This window comes from Rhodococcus ruber, from assembly GCF_016804345.1.
Classification (GTDB): domain Bacteria; phylum Actinomycetota; class Actinomycetes; order Mycobacteriales; family Mycobacteriaceae; genus Rhodococcus; species Rhodococcus ruber.
Map to the genome: position 1 here is coordinate 451401 of NZ_CP044211.1, position 18108 is coordinate 469508.

At 66.6% G+C, this 18108-nt stretch carries 20 protein-coding genes; 7 read left to right on the top strand and 13 right to left on the bottom strand.

Annotated features, from left to right (window positions below; all coding sequences use genetic code 11):
* The first annotated feature begins 170 nt into the window (after positions 1-170).
* From F1734_RS02090 to F1734_RS02100, 3 genes are all read left to right on the top strand, one after another.
* Complete coding sequence (locus tag F1734_RS02090) at positions 171-347, top strand: helix-turn-helix domain-containing protein (protein WP_203011307.1); 177 nt, start codon at positions 171-173, stop codon at positions 345-347.
* Positions 334-906, top strand: a complete 573-nt coding sequence (locus F1734_RS02095; protein WP_203011308.1) for a hypothetical protein — start codon at positions 334-336, stop codon at positions 904-906. The genes F1734_RS02090 and F1734_RS02095 overlap by 14 nt, the downstream gene beginning before the upstream one ends.
* A gap of 162 nt (positions 907-1068) precedes the next feature.
* Positions 1069-1428, top strand: a complete 360-nt coding sequence (locus F1734_RS02100) for a terminase (RefSeq protein ID WP_238424079.1) — start codon at positions 1069-1071, stop codon at positions 1426-1428.
* 299 nt (positions 1429-1727) lie between these two features.
* Here F1734_RS02100 and F1734_RS02105 read toward each other — a convergent pair whose 3' ends face one another.
* From F1734_RS02105 to F1734_RS02155, 12 genes are all read right to left on the bottom strand, one after another.
* The gene (locus F1734_RS02105; protein ID WP_203011309.1) at positions 1728-2498 is read right to left on the bottom strand and encodes a TIGR02391 family protein; all 771 of its coding nucleotides are present in this window, start codon (positions 2496-2498) and stop codon (positions 1728-1730) included.
* A gap of 319 nt (positions 2499-2817) precedes the next feature.
* Positions 2818-3165, bottom strand: coding sequence for a DUF3703 domain-containing protein (locus tag F1734_RS02110; protein ID WP_006554224.1), 348 nt, complete (start codon positions 3163-3165; stop codon positions 2818-2820).
* A gap of 94 nt (positions 3166-3259) precedes the next feature.
* The gene (locus F1734_RS02115) at positions 3260-5218 is read right to left on the bottom strand and encodes a heavy metal translocating P-type ATPase (RefSeq protein WP_006947237.1); all 1959 of its coding nucleotides are present in this window, start codon (positions 5216-5218) and stop codon (positions 3260-3262) included.
* Positions 5215-5598, bottom strand: coding sequence for an ArsR/SmtB family transcription factor (locus F1734_RS02120; RefSeq protein ID WP_072636221.1), 384 nt, complete (start codon positions 5596-5598; stop codon positions 5215-5217). Before F1734_RS02120 ends, F1734_RS02115 begins: the two co-directional genes overlap by 4 nt.
* A gap of 92 nt (positions 5599-5690) precedes the next feature.
* Entirely contained in the window at positions 5691-6302 is a 612-nt protein-coding gene (locus tag F1734_RS02125; RefSeq protein WP_006554650.1) for a DUF6262 family protein, read from the bottom strand.
* Entirely contained in the window at positions 6299-8827 is a 2529-nt protein-coding gene (locus tag F1734_RS02130) for a tyrosine-type recombinase/integrase (RefSeq protein WP_230304629.1), read from the bottom strand. Before F1734_RS02130 ends, F1734_RS02125 begins: the two co-directional genes overlap by 4 nt.
* Positions 8824-10011 carry a tyrosine-type recombinase/integrase gene (locus tag F1734_RS02135; protein WP_061064897.1) on the bottom strand — a complete coding sequence of 396 codons (1188 nt, stop codon included), beginning with the start codon at positions 10009-10011 and terminating at the stop codon, positions 8824-8826. The genes F1734_RS02130 and F1734_RS02135 overlap by 4 nt, the downstream gene beginning before the upstream one ends.
* Before the next feature lie 297 nt (positions 10012-10308).
* Positions 10309-10512, bottom strand: coding sequence for a helix-turn-helix domain-containing protein (locus tag F1734_RS02140; RefSeq protein ID WP_203011310.1), 204 nt, complete (start codon positions 10510-10512; stop codon positions 10309-10311).
* The gene (locus F1734_RS26520; RefSeq protein ID WP_420803908.1) at positions 10505-10732 is read right to left on the bottom strand and encodes a helix-turn-helix domain-containing protein; all 228 of its coding nucleotides are present in this window, start codon (positions 10730-10732) and stop codon (positions 10505-10507) included. Before F1734_RS26520 ends, F1734_RS02140 begins: the two co-directional genes overlap by 8 nt.
* A gap of 411 nt (positions 10733-11143) precedes the next feature.
* Positions 11144-11980 (bottom strand): hypothetical protein, encoded by an 837-nt coding sequence (locus F1734_RS02145; RefSeq protein ID WP_203011311.1) that lies wholly within the window; start codon positions 11978-11980, stop codon positions 11144-11146.
* A gap of 278 nt (positions 11981-12258) precedes the next feature.
* Entirely contained in the window at positions 12259-12711 is a 453-nt protein-coding gene (locus tag F1734_RS02150) for a MarR family winged helix-turn-helix transcriptional regulator (protein WP_010595456.1), read from the bottom strand.
* Positions 12708-13319, bottom strand: coding sequence for a type 1 glutamine amidotransferase family protein (locus F1734_RS02155; RefSeq protein WP_064066400.1), 612 nt, complete (start codon positions 13317-13319; stop codon positions 12708-12710). Before F1734_RS02155 ends, F1734_RS02150 begins: the two co-directional genes overlap by 4 nt.
* A 191-nt stretch (positions 13320-13510) precedes the next feature.
* Between F1734_RS02155 and F1734_RS02160 the strand changes: the two genes are divergently transcribed.
* The 4 genes from F1734_RS02160 to F1734_RS02175 all read left to right on the top strand — a co-directional run bounded on the left by F1734_RS02160 (position 13511) and on the right by F1734_RS02175 (position 16884).
* Positions 13511-14011, top strand: a complete 501-nt coding sequence (locus F1734_RS02160) for a hypothetical protein (protein WP_010595458.1) — start codon at positions 13511-13513, stop codon at positions 14009-14011.
* Positions 14012-14090: 79 nt separating this feature from the next.
* Positions 14091-14600, top strand: a complete 510-nt coding sequence (locus F1734_RS02165) for a copper chaperone PCu(A)C (RefSeq protein ID WP_010595459.1) — start codon at positions 14091-14093, stop codon at positions 14598-14600.
* Entirely contained in the window at positions 14593-15777 is a 1185-nt protein-coding gene (locus F1734_RS02170) for a Dyp-type peroxidase (RefSeq protein ID WP_040273121.1), read from the top strand. Before F1734_RS02165 ends, F1734_RS02170 begins: the two co-directional genes overlap by 8 nt.
* 147 nt (positions 15778-15924) lie before the next feature.
* Complete coding sequence (locus tag F1734_RS02175) at positions 15925-16884, top strand: R2-like ligand-binding oxidase (RefSeq protein WP_010595461.1); 960 nt, start codon at positions 15925-15927, stop codon at positions 16882-16884.
* A gap of 9 nt (positions 16885-16893) precedes the next feature.
* Here F1734_RS02175 and F1734_RS02180 read toward each other — a convergent pair whose 3' ends face one another.
* Positions 16894-18075: a DUF7159 family protein gene (locus tag F1734_RS02180; protein ID WP_064066398.1), complete on the bottom strand. Its 1182-nt coding sequence runs from the start codon at positions 18073-18075 to the stop codon at positions 16894-16896.
* Positions 18076-18108: the final 33 nt, after the last annotated feature.

Here is an 18108-nt window from a genome sequence, read left to right on the forward strand (position 1 = left end):
TCGAACGCAGAGCAGACCTCAACACCCTCCGCATCAGCAGCCGCGGACTCGATCCCGAAATCGACTCCGTCCTCGGAGCCCTCCGAATCAGCGCACTCGTATGGCGAAGTGCCGCAACCGGAACCGAAGACACCGCACCACCGGAACCCGCGACATCATCAGACCAGTGGATGAGCACCACCCAAGCCGCCGTACACCTCGGCATCACCGACCGGGCAGTCCGGAAGGCGATCAGCACCGGAGCTCTCAACGCCGAGAACACCGCCGGTCGATGGCGCATCCACCGCGACGACGTCGCCCACTACCGCACACAACGCCACCAAGGAGACCAGCGTGCAGCGATTTGAAGACACCCCATTCGCGAAGGAAGCAAGCAATATCGGAGCCGCGTTCGCCCGAGCCGTCAAGGACATCCGAAGCGACGAACATCTGAGCGACGAGGGCAAGCGCGCGCAGCTTGAAGCTGCCTACAAGCACAGCTCGGCCCAGATGGACAAGCTGCGCAGCTCGACCAAACTCGCCCGTGAGAACCGCATCACAGTTCTACAGCGCATGCTGTTCGGAACTGCAAACGGTGCAGCACACGAGGTGATCTCCTATCGCGACGCCTCCGACCGTGCTTCCGCCGTCGCCAACGAAGCCGAAGCGATCACGATGATGAACAACGCGGTCGTGTCCGGTGACCGGGTGCTTCAGGGCGCACTGCTTCGGCGGGCATACGCAGAGCGGAACCCCCTCAACGGAAGGCCCTGGATGGACGTCATCAACACATACGAGAAAGCTCGGCCCTTCGACGCCGAGTATCTGCAAGAACTCCTGGATCTGAGCGTGGCGGGCGACGACAGCTTCGCGCGGGCGCTCCACTCCGTGATCCCGCGTCCCATCGAGCTCGACAGCTGGGGATAGCAGCACCATGCGCGCCGGCCGGTCAGGGAAGCACTGGCCGGCGCGCCACCCCCAGGGGGAGGCACCCCCACCCACCCCCACACCCGCCACCTCCGGCATAGGCGGACATATCTCTCCGCGGCCTGAACCAAATGGCCCTATTCGACTGTTAGGAGGCCTCTTGTGGCCGATGTTCCGAAGCCACCGCGGGGCCTCCGCGTGGCAGGCAAGCGTCTGTGGACGGACACGCTCACAGACTTCGAGTTGGCCGAGCACGAGCAAGCCTTGTTGCTGCAGGCGTGCCGTACCGCGGATGCGTTGGACGATCTGCAGAAAGTGCTCGAGCGCGACGGCGTGTTGAACGAGTCGCCGCAGGGGGTGCGGGTGCATCCGGCGCTTCCGGAGTTGCGGCAGCAGCGGATCACGTTCGCGCGCCTGGTCGCGGCGCTGGGGTTGGAGGCGGGTGTGCAGGAGGAGGATGCGCCGAAGCAGCAGCGTCGGGCTACTCGGGGGACGTATGGGATCAAGGGAGTGGTGTCGTGAAGCGCCGGGAGAGGCCGGGGGTGGTGCCGGCCGAGTTGTTGGACTTCACCGTCTGGTGCAAGCGCCGTGGTGTCGTGGATCCCCAGTGGGATACGTTCAGTCAGTGGTGTGATGCCCGCGGCGAGTGGGACGACGCTCACGGTTGGCCGGGCGGTGTCGTGGCTCGTTGGGATGAGGAACGGCGGATCGGTCGGGCTGTGCCGTATCCGCCGTTCGACCCGTCGACGATCTGAGAGGCCGGGAATTGTAAGTTGTCGCATTAAGGCGGCTGGCCCCGTGGGCCCGAACTGATCGACTTCCTATACCTCAGACTCTGAAGGGTCGCGAAGGATCTCCGTGCGGTCTACCCATCGCGCGAATACGCTCAGCGCTGCAAGTTGCTCAAGCGCCTCCTGCTCGCTGAGGTCTACCTGCTCGTTCGGTAGGTGGCCGACTGGGTTCCGGATTCCTGCGAAACATCCCGCACCGAATTGCAGTGCGCCGTTCTGCATCGACTTCTTGGTCTGTTCATCTTCGATGTCGTCAAACCTGAGCCTGGGCTTGCCGGGTTCAGGGTCCTTCTCGCTGAAGGCTTGTTTGACGAGGTCCTGTTCGGACACGTCTCGTCGGTTCAGTCTTGTCTGCAGGTAGGAGTTGACGGCTTTCGCTGCAGCCAGTAGAGCTTCGTGCCGATGGCCAGTCGACCATTGTGTCTTGGCAGCCCCCCAAACGATGGGATGCATTGCACCTGCTACCAGGCGTGGAGAAGGGTCGACGCTACCAAGGTGCCGCCGGACTTCCTCAAAGCTGCGCAGTCGCGCGAGGAGCCTCATCGCGCTGTCGCGCTCGCTTTTGAACTCGAAGTACTTGCTCGGTCCATTTTCTGCCTGCCACTCGGGGTACAGGCGGTCGAGGACCTGGCGTGCTACTTCGGCCAGTTCGATCGCCTTAACGCGTCCACATGCTGCATGGCGCTGCGGTGTGGCTAGCGCAACGCCGGATGGCGAGGGTGGCTTGATAGGTCGCACTTCCTGTACGAACTCCTCGAGCGTCTTACAGACCCATGGAACATCGATGCCATCGAGATTCATGGGTGGGATGTTCTCAGGGGTACGACGTACCCGCGACTTCAGGGCGGACCGAGTCGGTGAAAAGGCTGTTCCTTGTTCTGGGTGAGGGCCGATGCTCCCCCATGCATTCCGCTCCACCGGCCCGCGCTACTGGGACTGTCCCGAGTCGAGCAAGCGTGCGAATCTGTTCGGGTGGTGACGTCCGTGGAGCGTGTGCCGAAGCTATGTCCGCCGCTTATCTCACCCCTACGTCGGTTTTTGCTGGCCAGCGGGCTGTGGGGTGTCAGTTGCTGTGGATACTGTGCCCATTCGCTGTGCTGCCTGAGGACACTCGAGGAAATCAATGCTGTGCGGCGAGGGTTTCAGCGAGGTCGGCCGGCACCGTCATCCGGGTCATCAGCCCGGCACGGGTACGACCGGTGTTGCCCTCGGGGTAACGGCCCAGCGTGGACCCGGGAGACGCGACGATGACCCGCACTACCTGACCGAGAGCTTCACGACGGTCACGCTGGCGCAGAGCAAGACCGAGCATGGCGAGGTGGTTGCGGGTGTGCGGCCACGGGTAGGGCTGGGACAGGATGTGCGCACGCTCGAGGTGCGCCCACCGCTCGCTGTCCACGGACGTGGCGCGGGCGGCCGCCATCTCGGCGGTGTAGGCGGCGTGGACGATCGTGGACATCGCGGTCATAGTGCGGACTCCTTGGATTCAGTGCGAGCATCGACGACACCGGACACGAGCAGCAGTCGCCACGGCGGCCGCACTCTCGCGATCGGTGTACCGGTCATGCGCTGGCCGTAGACGCCGACATTGGTTTGGGCATGCCCGGCGTCGGGCCGGCGAGGGCGCGGGCGCGGCCGGCGCGGACCCCGTTGGCGATCACGATGATCTCGGCGACCTCGTGAACCAGGACGACGGCGGCCAGCCCGAGCACCCCGAACAACGCGAGGGGGATCAGGACGGTGATGATCGCCAGCGACAGGCCGACGTTCTGCAACATGATCGTCCGGGAGCGTCGGGCATGCTGCAGGGCTTGGGGCAGGTGCCGCAGGTCCTCACCCATCAGGGCGACATCGGCGGTTTCGATGGCGACGTCGGTGCCCATCGCGCCCATCGCGATCCCCAGATCGGCGGTGGCCAGGGCCGGGGCGTCGTTGACGCCGTCGCCGACCATCGCCGTCGGCCGCGTACCGCGGAGGGTGTCGATGATGCGGGCCTTGTCCTCCGGACGCAGATCGGCATGGACCTCGTCGATGCCGACGTCGGCGGCCAACGCTCGTGCGGTGCGCTCGTTGTCGCCGGTGAGCATCGCCACGGTGTAGCCGTCGCGGCGCAGCCCCGCAACGACGTCGCGGGCTTCGGGGCGCAGTTCGTCGCGCACCGCGATCGCGCCGATCAGGGTGCCGTCCCGTTCGATGAGCACCGCGGTGGCTCCGGCGTGCTGCATCCGCTCGATATCGGCGGCCAGGGGGCCCGGGTCGATCCAGCCCGGCCGGCCCAGGCGAGCGGGGATGCCGCCGACGTGTCCGGTCAGTCCGGCGCCGGGGACCGCGTCGACGTCCCCGGCCGGGGTGTAGTCGTCGACGGCGGCGAGGATCGCTGCGGCGAGGGGATGTTCGCTGCGGGCCTCGAGTGCCGCTGCAAGGTTCAGGACGTCGGCGCGGGTGGCGCCGCCGGTGGTGGCGACGTCGATGACCTCGGGTCGGTTGCGGGTCAGGGTGCCCGTCTTGTCCAGCGCAACGGTGCGGATCCGGCCCAACGCTTCGAGGGCGGCACCGCCCTTGACCAGGACACCGAGCTTGGAGGCGGCGCCGATCGCGGCGACCACGGTCACCGGGATCGCAATCGCCAGCGCACACGGGGAGGCGGCGACCAGCACGACCAGGGCGCGTTCGATCCACACCAGCGGATCGCCGAACACGCTGCCGATCGCGGCGATCAGCGCCGCGGCGACCATCACCCCCGGGACCAGGGGCTTGGCGATCGTGTCGGCCAGACGCTGGGCCTCGCCCTTACGGGATTGCTCGGCCTCGACGATCTTGACGATCTTGGCCAGCGAGTTATCCTGCGCGCCGGCGGTGACCTCGACCTCGAGCACGCCGGTGCCGTTGATCGATCCGGCGAACACCTCATCACCCGGTCCGGCCTCGACCGGCACCGATTCCCCGGTGATCGCGGAGGTGTCCAGGGCGGTGCGGCCGGTGCGGATGGTGCCGTCGGTGGCGAGCCGCTCCCCGGGCTTGACGATCATGATCTCCCCGAGCCTCAACTCCGCGGGGGCGACGGTCTGTTCACGGCCGCCGCGGAGGACGGTGGCGGTGTCGGGCACCAGATTCAGCAGGGCGCGCAAGCCGCGGCGGGTGCGGGTGACCGCGTACTCTTCGAGGCCCTCACTGATGGCGAACAGGAACGCGAGCATCGCGGCCTCGCCGACCTCGCCGAGCAGCACGGCGCCGACGGCGGCGATGGTCATCAGGGTGCCGACGCCGATCTTGCCCTTGGCCAGCCGCTTCAGGGTGGAGGGGACGAAGGTGTAGCCGGCGACGATCAGCGCCACCGCCTCGAAGCCCGTCCCGAGAGCGTCGGGCCCACCGATCAGGTGGACGATCAGAGCCGCAATCAGCAGCACACCGGCCACTGCGGCGGCCCGGATCTCGGTGACCTGCCACCACTTGTCCGGCTCGTGCTCGTCCTCGCCTTCGACGCGGGGTTCGTCGTGGCCGCACCCGCAGGCGTCGCTCATGCCGTCACCCCGGTGTCGGTGCCGGTGCCGTAGTTCGGGCACAACGCGACGGCGTTGCCGGTGGCGGCCAAGAGGGTTTCGGCCGAGGCCAGCAGATCGAGCAGTTCCGGTCGGGTCAGCGAGTAGAACACCTGCCGGCCCTGCGGCCGGCCCTGCACCAGGCCGCAGTCCCGCAGGCACGCCACGTGCGCCGACACTGTCGACTGTGCCAATCCCAGCTCGCCGACCAGGTCCGCTACTCGGGCTTCCCCGCCGGCGAGGCTGCGCACGATCGCCAGTCGGGTGCCGTCGGAGAGGCTGTGGAACAACGCCACCGCCGCATCGAGATTCGATTCGGTGCCCGCTGCGGCGAGGCACCCATCCACACTATTAATCGCCATACGGCGATAATAACCGCTAACCAACGATGAATGGAAACCGTCTCGTCAGCGTCGCTACCGCGGTCTCTGATGGGCCGACAACGGGTGAGTCGTCACACCCTCCGGCCGTGGAGCGGGACCGTCCCGTCCGCACAATTCTGGTGCGCGAGGTCCTCGGCGTGTGCTCGTCGGGATGCAGCGAGGTCCTCGCGAAGTTCCGCGAGGAGGTTGTCTTGTTGAAGCACTTGGTGCCGTAGTGCGATGTTTTCAGCGGCAAGCCGGTCATGATCCGCTTGTAGGCGTTGGTGATCGCCGATATCGATGGTCGAGTGAGCGAGTGCGTCACCGAGATAATGCTGCCGCTGTCTTTGTAATTCCTGGATCGTGGACCGCAAGTGCGCCATGGCGGATTTCTGGTCGGAGATCTTGGCGGCGAACGTCTGGTTCTGGGCGCGGAGTCCGTCGATGCTCGCGTTTTCCGAGGGGATCGACGTCGTGTTGTGTAGAAGTTCCCGTGCGGCAGCGTCGATGAGCTGGCGTAGGTCGGGATGGGCGTAGATGAATTCGCGGGAGACGCCCGCGTGCCTGGCGACGATCGATTTGGTGATTCGACCCCGCGGGCTCTCGCGAAGCTCGGCGACGGCGTCGAGGACCGCCTGCGTCTTCTGCTTGCTTCTGGCGGAGTTGTAGTGGATCAAACCGGCGATCGCCGCGGTGGTGGTCATGGCTGGTCGACTGCTTTCAGGTGGTAGCGAAGGTCGATTCGTCGTGCGGAGGTGGCGCGGCGTCGGATATCGGCCATGCTGTCGAGCGCCACCCGGATCGCCGCGCCCTCCTCGGGAGGGAGGGTGGAAAGGTAGTCGTCGATCGCGTTGATAATGTTGGTGCAGTGGTCAATTCGGGCTCTATAGTGATCGAGCATGTGCTGGGGAGTTCCGATAACCGACGCCCGCTCGAGGTGTACCTTCAGGTCGACCCGTTTGGCGATCATGCCATCGCGTTCGAGGGGATCGACCCGGAAGAACGGGCAGGCTTCGCACGCGTGGGCGAGCATGCACCCATCGCCGCCCAACGCGACATTCTGTGGTTCTTCGCAGTGTCCGAGGGCGACGGCAACTCGAGTGAAGCCATCGCGCTCGGGATTGACGTCGACGACGCGGCCGAAGGAATCGATTCTCCGGGGCGGGATGGCTGCGAGTGCCTTCTTGCGGCGTTTGGCGCCGACCTCGTAGTACATCATCGTCGTGGTGAACGACTTGTGACCCATGAGCGCCTGCAGCACGTCGGGGGGTGTCGTGCTTCGGCCGTCCGCATCCACCGCGTCGGCGTAGCGCTGCGCGTAGGCGTGCCGCAGGGCATAAGCATCGATGGTCCGCAGGTCGTAGTCGATCAGGTTTCCGCCGGCACCTTCGACCCGGCCGGGGTACGGCGCATGCTCGAGCACCGCGGTCACAAGCTCCCGCAGTCGGGACAGCAAATACCCGGTCCCGTAGGGGTCGTCCCGATGTCGATACCTGCTCGACGGGAACAGCCACTGCGATTCGATCCCGCACTCACTTTTGACCTTTTGCCACTGCCGGATCAAGTCATGGGTCTCACGGTGGATGGGCAACCTTTTTCCCGCGCTCCGGGGTGCCTTGATGCGCTCCCACTCAAGAAAAGGGTGTCCGGACGAGTCGAAGGACAGACAGTCATCGCGCAGATGCAAGAGCTCGACGGGCCGGCGGCCGCAGCGTTCGAGCAGAAACAGCAAGGCCCGCGCCTCCATGGTCCGGTAATCGGTGTCGCGCTCGACGAGGTGGAGATGGTCCATAAGCCAATCCACGACTGGCTGGGGTACGAACCGGAAAGGCTCGTCGTCGTCGCGTCCGGTACCGCTGCGCGGTTTCGGCCTGTGCGTCGTGCGGTTTCGACCGAACCGTGAGGGGATGTTCTTCCAAATGTGCTCGAGGTCGTCCACCCGATGCCCGTACTCGATGAGCGTCCAGAGCATCGTCATCCGGCGTCGTTGCTCGGTCGCGGAGGGCCATTTCGCGGTGATCGCTCGGACGATGGCGTCGATGTCAGTCGCGCTCAGCCGTGACGGCGGTTTGTCGTGCACACTCAGCACCCGATCGGCGAGACGCCATGCCCCGAGCATCCGCGAAATGGTGGTGGTGTGGGTGCGGGTGTTCCACATCCAGTGAGCCACACTCTCCACAATCCAGTTCTGGGTGAAGCCGTTCAGATCCGCCACAGCCTTCGGGCCCGGCCGATGGTGATCTGTGAGATCGAGGTCGACGAAGTGGATCAACCTCGGATCCCGATCGTCACGTCCGGACCACACGCGGTGTTCTGCTTCGATCCGGCGGACGCAGTCAGCGGCCAACACCCGCACAGCTCGTGTGGACGTGGTGAGTTCAGCGACCTGGAGCGGATCCGAGCCGATGAGAGTGCTCACCCCGCCGCGACGCAATGCGTGGTGCATATGTCGGAGGTGGACGGGGTCGAGGCTGGCTTTGGCGTCGGTGTCGCGCAGTTGCAGGGCGTAGACGAGCTCGAAACGGAGAGGCTCTTCCAACAAACCGAAGGGCACCGCACGCAACGTGGCCATGGTCCGGCCGGTCTGCTCGTCGATCGGTTCCGCGGAGCGCTGGATCCAGAGGTTCACATCCGCGGGTGGTGTCCGGCCGGCAGCGTTCCAGGTAGTGAGCCAGCACTGTGCCGCTGTTCGATGGTTCGAACATAACGTCGCGGTGACCTGGTCGTACCGGCAGCCGGGTATCGCGCATGATGGCGTCTTCTCCAGAATCGTCGGCCGGGTGAGTTCGATCCACTCCATGAGGCCGAGGTCGGCACCGTGCTTGTGGACAGAATTCTGGTAATGCCTGGCATGTGCGTAGCACAGGCCGGTTCGGCGGGTCGTGCGCTCGCATCCGACTAGGCACGTGCGTATGTCCCGACGCACGATCGGCGGAGAAGCACAGAACTCCTCCAACGACTGTCCCGAGGTCACGGCGTGCTCGGCGGTGCACGACGGGCAGAGTCGTACCCCGTCCACAACATGGAAGCAGCCCTCGCGCCAGCAGCGCCGCAACAGCGTCCGAGGATTGTCCGGGCTCGGAATCAGAATCAGCCGGCGATGGTCGTACTCGCCCGGTCGCCACTGCGTATCGATGTGGCTCAACAGGTGCTCGCGCCATGTCAGGACCGGTGGTGAACCGCTTTCTGTCCACAGCGAGAGCGCAGCACCGCCGCCGACGCCGATCAACGCGACGCTGTCATCGGCGGCGTGGGGCGGGGTGCCAGCGCCGAGGTAGCCGCTTTCATCGCAGTTTCGACATCGTGGGTGTAGATCCGGGTCGAGGTGATGCTGGCATGCCCGAGCAGCGATTGGACAACATCGATCGGTACCGGGTCGCAGTCGATCCCACGCAACAGCCGGGTGGCGAAAGTATGGCGCAGCATGTGCGGACCGCTCAGATCATGGCCGATAGCTCGTGAACACCGGTCCATCAGTCGTTTCACCGACTGGTAGCTCATCGCTCGTCCCAGCCAACGAGGCTCGGAGCGCACATTGACGAACACATGCGGACTCGAATCACGGACCGAGGCCGCCGAGAGGATCTCTCGACGCTCCAGGGCATAGTCGATGTAGGCCTCGACAACATCACGATGAACGAACAACGTTCGAGGCCGCCCTTTGGCGCGGGCCCGGTTCTCCACCGAGTTGCCGACACGCACGTGAAAGTGCGGGTCGACGTGATGGCAACCCAGCTGCCTCGAACCTCCACCGAAATGCAGATCGGCCACGAACAGCGACAACGCCTCGCCCACACGGATGCCTGTTGTGGACAGAAGATCGACCAGGAAGCGGTCTCGGGTGCCGAGTTCGAGATGGGTGAGAGCCGTGCGAGCATCCGCATCCGCGATCCATCGCGGCGTGGCTTCGGTCTCCGTCACGGACCGTAGAGAATCGACCAACACTCGACGGGTGACGCCGAATTCACCGCCCGCTCGAGTGCCGGGAGGAAAGTACTTGAGCTGCGTCATCCGCGCGATCAGATCGGTTTCCAGCAGCTCATGCGCATCGGCCCACTCATAGAACGAGCGCACAGCAATGACCCACAACTGGACAGTCGACGCTGCCCGAGTCACCGCCGGACCATTTGTTTTCCCCATAGGAGTGGCCGCGACGATCTGTCGCCACAACGCGATATGACTGAGCGTTGCCGTGCGCCAGTCCATCGTCTGGGCACACCAGGAGAGATATCCCGCGACCCGGCGTCCATACTCACGGGCAGTGAGGGGTGATCGCCCACTGTCGCTGAGGTACTGCAGCCACGCGGTGCCAGCCGGGTGCATGCGCCCGTCGCGATCGACGATCACAAATCGCTGCTCACCGGTCTGGGTATGGATCGCTGACGTCACGCTGTACGTCGGCTTCTCCGGCATGCGTCCGGACGCTACGGCAAACTGCTGATAGCCGGATGCATAACTGTCAGAACATGTCTCGGTCTCCCCTGCGCGGACAAGCGCTGACATCGACTACATAGGGGTACATAACGAACGGACATAGCTTGGGGCCGCGCCTGGTGTTGGTGGGGTGGATTCCATGCGACTGCACACCTGGCGCTGGCGGTCACCGTACCTGGATGTGCCGAGTGTGTGAGGCAACGATCGGTCGGCCGCCTCATGTCGGGCCGGCACGGCCGGGAGTGAAATGGGGCTGACTTCACCAGTCACGGCGCACTAGGGCGCCCGTGAGCATTCCTTGTGCGCTTCGATGTACTCCTCAAGCCACTGGCGGGTGACCTTGCGGCCGCGGCCGATGCGGATGAAGGGGAGGTCGCCGGCGCACCACATCTTGCGGATGGTGGTTTCGTCGACACCCATCACGTCGCCGGCCTCAGCGGCGGACAGCAGCAACTTTGGACCGATCTGTGTGTCATTCATGGCCAGAGCTAACCCTGCCAGCAACGCGCAGTCGGGACTTGTTCCGACTGGCCGGCATCTCTGGGCAGCCCTGCTCGATCCAGTCGACGACGCTCTGTTCCGTGAAGAGGAGCCGCCCACGTGGGGGCCGTGGCTGGGCCTTCAGAGCACCGGAGGCCGCGGCCCGGCGAACACGGTTCACGCCGCGGCGCGACACCGCCATCACCTCTTCGGTCGTCATCAGCGTCGGGATCACAAGACTTCTCCGAATTGGTTGTTTGTGCAGAAGGCGAACTTGGCGCACTTCAGTCCCAGGAAGGCGAGTAAGGCCGGACACATGATGTTCCCTGAGTGCTGACTCTGCTAGGCGAGATGTACTGCAGCTGCGCGGCCGCAGGCATGCGCAGAGTAACGACAGCACTCCCGGCCAGTCGACGGGAGTGCTGTGGTCAGTTCGATACGTCTGGAGAGTGTCAGGCCTTCTTTGGTGCAGACTCGGCGGTCTCGCGGGACGGCTTCGAAGTCGTCGGCCGTGTAGCTGTGATGCGGGGACGCTGAGAGAACTGCTTCGTCTGGCCTCCAGAGCGGAAGATAGAAGCGTCCTGAGGGGGTGAACCTCTCTCGGCCCCGTTTTGCACGATCTGGATGTAGCTCATTGCAGTTCTCCCTGGTTGAGTGCGGTCGTGAAGTAGTGCTTTCTGCTGATCCACTTGAAGCCTTCATGCGGACTGATGGACGCAACCTCGACCGGTCCGCCTACAGTATCCGCTCCGACACGGAATCGTGTATACCCCGCCGTCGTTTCCACCATGAACCGTGCCAGCGAGATCGCATCCGGAATCGGCATACCCGGCTGAACAGGGTCCAAATGTTGCTGCGCAAGGATTCCTTCAAGCGCTGTGGTGTTCTCAGGGCCGACGGCTTGCATCAAGATCGCCCTAAGTCTGTCGTCATACCCATTGAACAGGCGATTCACCGCGCTTGGCTGGGCATAGGCACGAAACCCGTACTCGCCATCCGACAAGACTCGCTCAGGTTCAGGCTGAAGTGTGTCCCCCTGGAATCGCAGCAGCCAGGCTTCTGCTTGATCGCAGTCGCTCGAGATCCCACACACCAGGTAACCAAGCTCGCCCTGGTACTCAGTCATGCCAGCATCGGCTGCTGCAATCGCGAACATCTCCGATGCCCGTTCTGCTATCTCCTTGATGGTGTATGAACCGAGGTTCAGCTCCCAGTCTGGATAGTGGCTGCTGCGCCCCATCAACCTGAGGCGGAAGCTCTTGGAGAGGGATGAGATGCTCGCCGGTCCGACAACTCCCTGTCCCCAGGTCATCGCAGCTATTGGGAGCTGGCGATGTAGATGAAAGATCTTGTCGGCGTTGTTGTACACCTGGTACTCAGGTGAGGGCCCGCCAGTCGACAAGGTGGTCGCGGAGTCTGTTGCGAGCACCATGCCATCGAAGACCTTTACCCACACGGCCACAGTCATGGCGCCATTCAACCATTGGCGACTTCTATGCCGAACGATAACGCCCGGACAAGGCGGGAGAAGTGGACACAGCTTGGACACATCTACCCGTTTTCCGGGGTGATCTAGTGCGATGCTGAGTGACTTGTTTCAGCAGGTAAGGAGGGTTTCGGCTCTCTGGCCTCGGGCGTGTATCGCCTTTGCAAGGCAGATGTCAGGAGTTCGAATCTCCTAGGCTCCACAACGATTCGACGGCAGGCCCGGACAGCACCGATGTCCGGGCCTGCCGTCGTCTGTGCTCACACCTGCTCGGTGAGTTCGTCGAGGACCGCCGAGAGCTGCCGCATCGCGGTGAGCGTGGCGGCCAGACCTTCCTCGCCCACGGCATCGGCCAGGCGCCGGGCGAAGGCGGCGTGCGCCGGATCGATCCCGGTCACCGCCGCACGGCCCGCGGGGGTCGGCGTGACGAGCTTGGCGCGCCGATGGGCGGGGTTGGGCAGGTACTCGGCGAGGCCGCGCTCGACCAGCAGGTCGGCGATCCGCTGCACGCTCTGGCGGGTGATCCCCATCGCCCGGGCGATGCCGGCGACCGGCAGGGGATCGTGCAGCACGGCACCGAGGACCTGCCACCACGCCGCCGTGAGACCGGACGGACGTGCCAGCGTCTCGGCCACCTCGAGGAACTGACCGTTGAGCCGGAACGACGTCAGGGCGAGGCCGCTGAGCAGTTCCTGTTCCGGGCGCTCGCTCATCCGGCCATGAGTTCGTAGAAGCCGGCGGGGTCGCGTCGGCCGTAGAGCTTGAACCAGGATTCGAGGACGTGCGGTTCGAACACCTCCAGGCGTTCGAGGATCGCGCGGGCGAACTCGACGGGGGCGGTGGCGCTCGCGGTGATCAGATTCCGATCGGTGACGGCCGGTTCGTCGCGATAGAGGTCGCCGCCGGCGTACCCCAGCCCGGCCAGGAACTCGGCGGCGTTGCTCGTGTGCGCGCGGTCGTCGAGCAGGCCGGCGAGGGCGAGCCCGCCCGTGGCCCCGCAGATCGCGGCCACCGGAACCCCGGCCTCGAGGAACTCACGCGCCCGGTCGGCGAAGGGGGTGAACTGCTCGGTGTTCCAGATGTCGTTGCCCGCCAGGACGAGCATCGCGCTGTTGTCGGGCCGCACCTCGTCCAGGGTGGTGTCGGGAAGGATGCGGATTCCGCCCATGGTGGTGACGGGTTCGAGCGTGGTGCCGACCGTGGCGACGGTGTACCGGCCGGGGTGTTTGTGCCAGAGAGGCTTGTTGATATGGGCGATCGCGTGGCCGACCTCCCAATCGGCGAAGGTGTTGTACACGGCCACATGCACGGTCTCAATCATGACAATATGCTGTCAATATGACAGCCTATTGTCAATAGGCGACTGTGTGCCGGCTGGTTTCACGTGAAACGACGAGCCACGCACTGCGTGCACCGCCGGGCTCTCCGCGGGTCGGGTCGGACTCCCTGGCGGGCGCCCCCTTGTGAGCGTTGTTACTACTCCCCGTAGTAAAGGGCGCGTATCCTGGCTGCATGTCTGCCGAGAACGAAGTCGTCGCGCGCGTGCGCGGTGCCTTCGTCGGCGGCATGTCGGGTGCGGTGAGCATCGCCGCCCATGCCCTCGCCGGCGGTTCCGTCCCGGGGCAGGCGCCGGCGGTCCTGCTCTTGGCGGCCGCCATGACGGTGGGCCTGCTCGCCGCGGGCACTCGCGTGCCGATCGTCGGCGTGCTCGCCGCCGGTCAGGTGGTCGGTCACGGCGCCCTCTCCCTCGATGCGGGGCACGTCCACGTCCCCGGTCCGGGCATGCTCGCCGCGCACGCCGGGGCAATCGTCGTCGCGGCGCTACTCGTCCGTGGTGCCGAACACGGTTGCCGGGTCGGGCTGGCCGCCCTCGCTCGCGCGGTCCCCATGTCGTTCGCGCCGGCGCCCGTCGCCGTCCCCGCGTGGACGCCCGTCGTCCACCGTCCCCGGCTCCGCCGGGGACTGCTCGTCGCCGCCGGTCTCGGCACTCGCGGCCCTCCCGTCACGGTCTGAACCCGACCCCTCTCGGTCACCGCGCCCCGCGGTGACCGCGCGCACCCGTGCGCCCTCGGACCGATAACGGAGAATCCCCATGAAGAAGACCCTGTTCCTCGCTGCCGCCGCGGCCGCGACCCTGCTCGCCGCCGGATGCTCGTCCGACGAGCCCGCCGCCGCGTCCGCGGACTCGCTCACCGTCTCCTCGGCGTGGGCGAAGGCCGCCGAATCCGGCATGACCGGTGCATTCGCCGAACTCGAGAACACCGGCGACACCGACATCCACATCGTCTCCGCTGCCAGCCCCAGTTCGGCACGGACCGAGATCCACGAGATGGCGGCCGGCGACGGCGGCGCCATGGTGATGCGCGAGAAGGCGGACGGACTGGTCATTCCCGCGCACAGCACCCATTCGCTCGCCCCCGGCAACGACCATCTGATGCTGATGGACCTCGTCGAGCCGGTCCTGCCCGGTACCGAAGTGACCTTCGAGCTGACCTTCGAGGACGGTTCGACGACCGAGTTCACCGCACAGGTCCGCGACTTCTCCGGCGCGCAGGAGAACTACCAGCCGAGCGCCGGCGCGGGGGCGAACCACGGTGGCTGAGCTGAGCCGGCGGCGTCTCCTCGGTGGCGGCGCCGCCGTCCTGGGCGCCGCCGGCATCGGCGCGGCCGGAGTCGGGACGGGTCTCGGGTACGCCGCCACGCGGGAGCCCGAGCCCACCGGTGGGCGCACGGTCGCCTTCCACGGCGTGCACCAGGCCGGCATCGACACCGACCCGCAGGCCTTCGCCGCCTTCGTCGCGCTGGATCTGCGTCCGGGACTCGACCGTCGCGCGCTGGTCGGGATCATGAAGGTGTGGGCCGAGGACGGTCGCCGGCTGGCCGGGGGCAGTCCCGCCCTCGGCGACACCGAGCCCGAACTCGCCCTCGATCCCGCGCGGCTGACCGTGACGGTCGGATTCGGCCCTGCCGTGTTCGACGCGGCCGGTCTCGAGGCGCAGCGGCCGGAGTGGCTGCGGCCGCTGCCGGCGTTCTCGATCGATCGCCTCGAGGAGCGCTGGTCGGGCGGTGACCTCCTGCTGCAGGTATGTGCCGACGACCCGGTCACCGTCTCGCATGCGACTCGCACGCTCGCCAAGAGCGTGCGATCGCTGGCCACGGTGCGCTGGATCCAGCGCGGATTCCGCAACGCGGTGGGCACCAAGCCCACCGGGACCACGATGCGCAACCTGATGGGTCAGGTCGACGGCACCGTCAACCCGGCCGCGGGAAGCACGGACTTCGACCGGCAGGTGTGGAATCCCGGCGCCCCGGCCTGGCTGGCCGGGGGCACGTCCCTGGTGTTGCGGCGAATCCGCATGGAACTCGACACGTGGGACGAGCTCGACCGGCCCGCCCGGGAGCTCGCGGTGGGCCGGGACCTGGCCGCCGGGGCGCCGCTGACCGGCAGCCGGGAGCACGACGATCCGGACTTCGCCGCCACCGACGTCCACGGCATTCCGGTGATCCCTCCGGAATCGCACGTCGCCCGGGCGCGGCCCCGGAACGCGAACGAGCAGTTCCTGCGACGCGGCTACAACTACGACGACCCGGACGGCGCCGGACTGTTGTTCGCGGCGTACCAGGCCGACGTGGACGCGCAGTTCGTCCCGGTGCAACAGCGGCTCGCCGAGCACGACGCGCTGAACCCGTGGATCACCCCGGTCGGGTCGGCGGTGTTCGCCGTCCCACCCGGATTCGGTCCCGGGGGATACCCGGGTGACACCCTGTTCGAGGGCTGACGGAGCCTGCTCCCGGCCGGGATCCGCGTGGAATCCCGGCCGGGGCACCGCCGTACCTACAGTTTGTATGGTTCCCGTCACACCCGGCCGAAATGGCGCTACCGTCAGGGCACGCGTCCATCCGGGTCGAGGAAAGGCGGCACGCTCATGACTACAGCACTGCCGGAACGTCAGGGCTTCGGAACCCTGCGCGCGGGGGGACTGCACTGGGACGCCTTCCCGCTGCGGCTGTTCGCGAAGGGCAACGCGAAGTTCTGGGATCCGCTCGATCTGGACTTCAGCCGCGACGCCGCCGACTGGAACGAGCTCAACAGCGAGCAGCACCGCAGCGCCACCTATCTCGTCGCACAGTTCGTGGCCGGTGAGGAAGCCGTCACCCAGGACATCCAGCCGTTCCTGCGGGCGATGGCCGCCGAGGGCCGTCTCGGCGACGAGATGTACCTGACCCAGTTCTGCTTCGAGGAGGCCAAGCACACCCAGGTCTTCCGGCTGTGGATGGACGCGGTGGGCCTGACCGCGGACCTGCACCCCTACGTCGCGGACAACCCCTACTACCGGCAGCTGTTCTACGAGGAACTGCCCCACTCGTTGCGTGTCCTCGAGACCGATCCGAGCCCCGCCAGCCAGGTCCGCGCCAGCGTCACCTACAACCACGTCATCGAGGGCAGCCTCGCCCTCACCGGGTACTACGCCTGGCAGAAGGTGTGCACGAAACGCGGGATCCTGCCCGGGATGCAGGAACTCGTGCGCCGGATCGGCGACGACGAACGCCGGCACATGGCATGGGGAACCTTCACGTGCCGCCGCCACGTCGCCGCCGACGACTCGAACTGGGATGTCGTGCAGCAGCGCATGGGGGAGTTGCTGCCGCTCGCGCTCGGCATGATCCAGTGGGTCAACGACCAGTTCGAAGAACAGCCCTTCGGTCTCGATCCCGACGAGTTCGTCTCCTACGCCGCCGACCGCGCCCAGCGACGGCTCGGGGCCATCGAATCCGCCCGGGGCCGGCCCGTCGAGGAGATCGATCTCGACTACAGCCCCGAGGTCCTCGAGGACAAGTTCGGTGCGGAGGATGCCGCGGTGCTGACCAGCCTCGCGGAGAACTGAACCGGGCGGTCAGAGCAGCGCGACGGCCGCGAAGGCCAGCAACAGGATCACCGCGACCACGGCTCCGATCGCCGAGTAGTTGCGGCTCGGCGGCGTCGCGGTGGAGGTGAGCGTCGCGCCGGCGGTGTCGTCGGCGTCGCCGTCCTCGGGCCGCGCGTCGCCGGATCGGTGGTCGGCGCCGGTCGTCGCGGGAACGGGTGCGGGGCTCGCGGGTGCGCCCGCTGCCCTGTCCCGTTCGGCCGCCGCTTCGGCCCGGGCACGCTCGGCCGCCTCGAGTTCACGGATGCGCGGAATGCCACCGGTGAGAACATCGGTGACGTCGTACGACGGGGGCAGTCCGATCCGCGCCTTGACCACGCGTGCGGGTGTGAAGCCGGCCGCGAGGATGGCGGCCCCGAGGGCGGCGGTCTGCTCGGGACCGGGTCCGACGAGGGTGCGTACCCCGAGTTTCGCGGCGAGGCTGTCCGCGATGGACTGCACGTGCGAGCGGTCGCGCGCGACGAACCCGTCGCCCATCACCACGACGGCGTCCAGATTGTGCGAAAGCCAGCCGAAGGCGCCGAGGGCGGTGGCCAGCTGGGCCGCGGGGGACGGGGCGCTCTTGGCGGCGAACCGGAACGCCTTGCCGGCCGAGACGCCGGAACGCACGAGGTTGACGGTCGAGCCGCCGTCGTCGACGTGGAAGATGCCGACGAGCTGTCCCGGGGTCTCCGAGATCTCCGAGGCGTACCACGTCGCGGCCGCCTCGGCGTCCGACACGAGGGCGATGTGCCGCAGGTCCGCATAGTCGAGCGCGGCCCGCAGTGCGGCCACGGTGGACTGGTCCCACCGTGACGGGTAGGTGGCGGTGACGCTCGGCAGGTCGCCGTCGGGTCCGCTGTCCGGTGGCAGCGGGGGGCATTCGTGCAGCAGGCAGGCGATTGCCGTGGCCATCGAGTCCTCGGCCCGGTAGATGCGTCCGTCGCTGGCGGTGACGCCGGCGGGATCGCCGACCCGGCCGAGGAATCCCGACAGGTAGCGGGCCTCGCCGGCCGGATGCGGGGCGCCGCCGAGGACGGTGGTGCCGTCGGAGTCGATGTGCAGGACGGTGTCCCGGGCTATGACGACAGGATCGGGACTGCCGGGGTCGTTGGAAGCGAGGACCGCGGTGGACACCACGCTCCCGATCCGGAGACCGACTCCCACAGCCATGTCAAACCTCCTGTAGACAACGATCGGCGTACA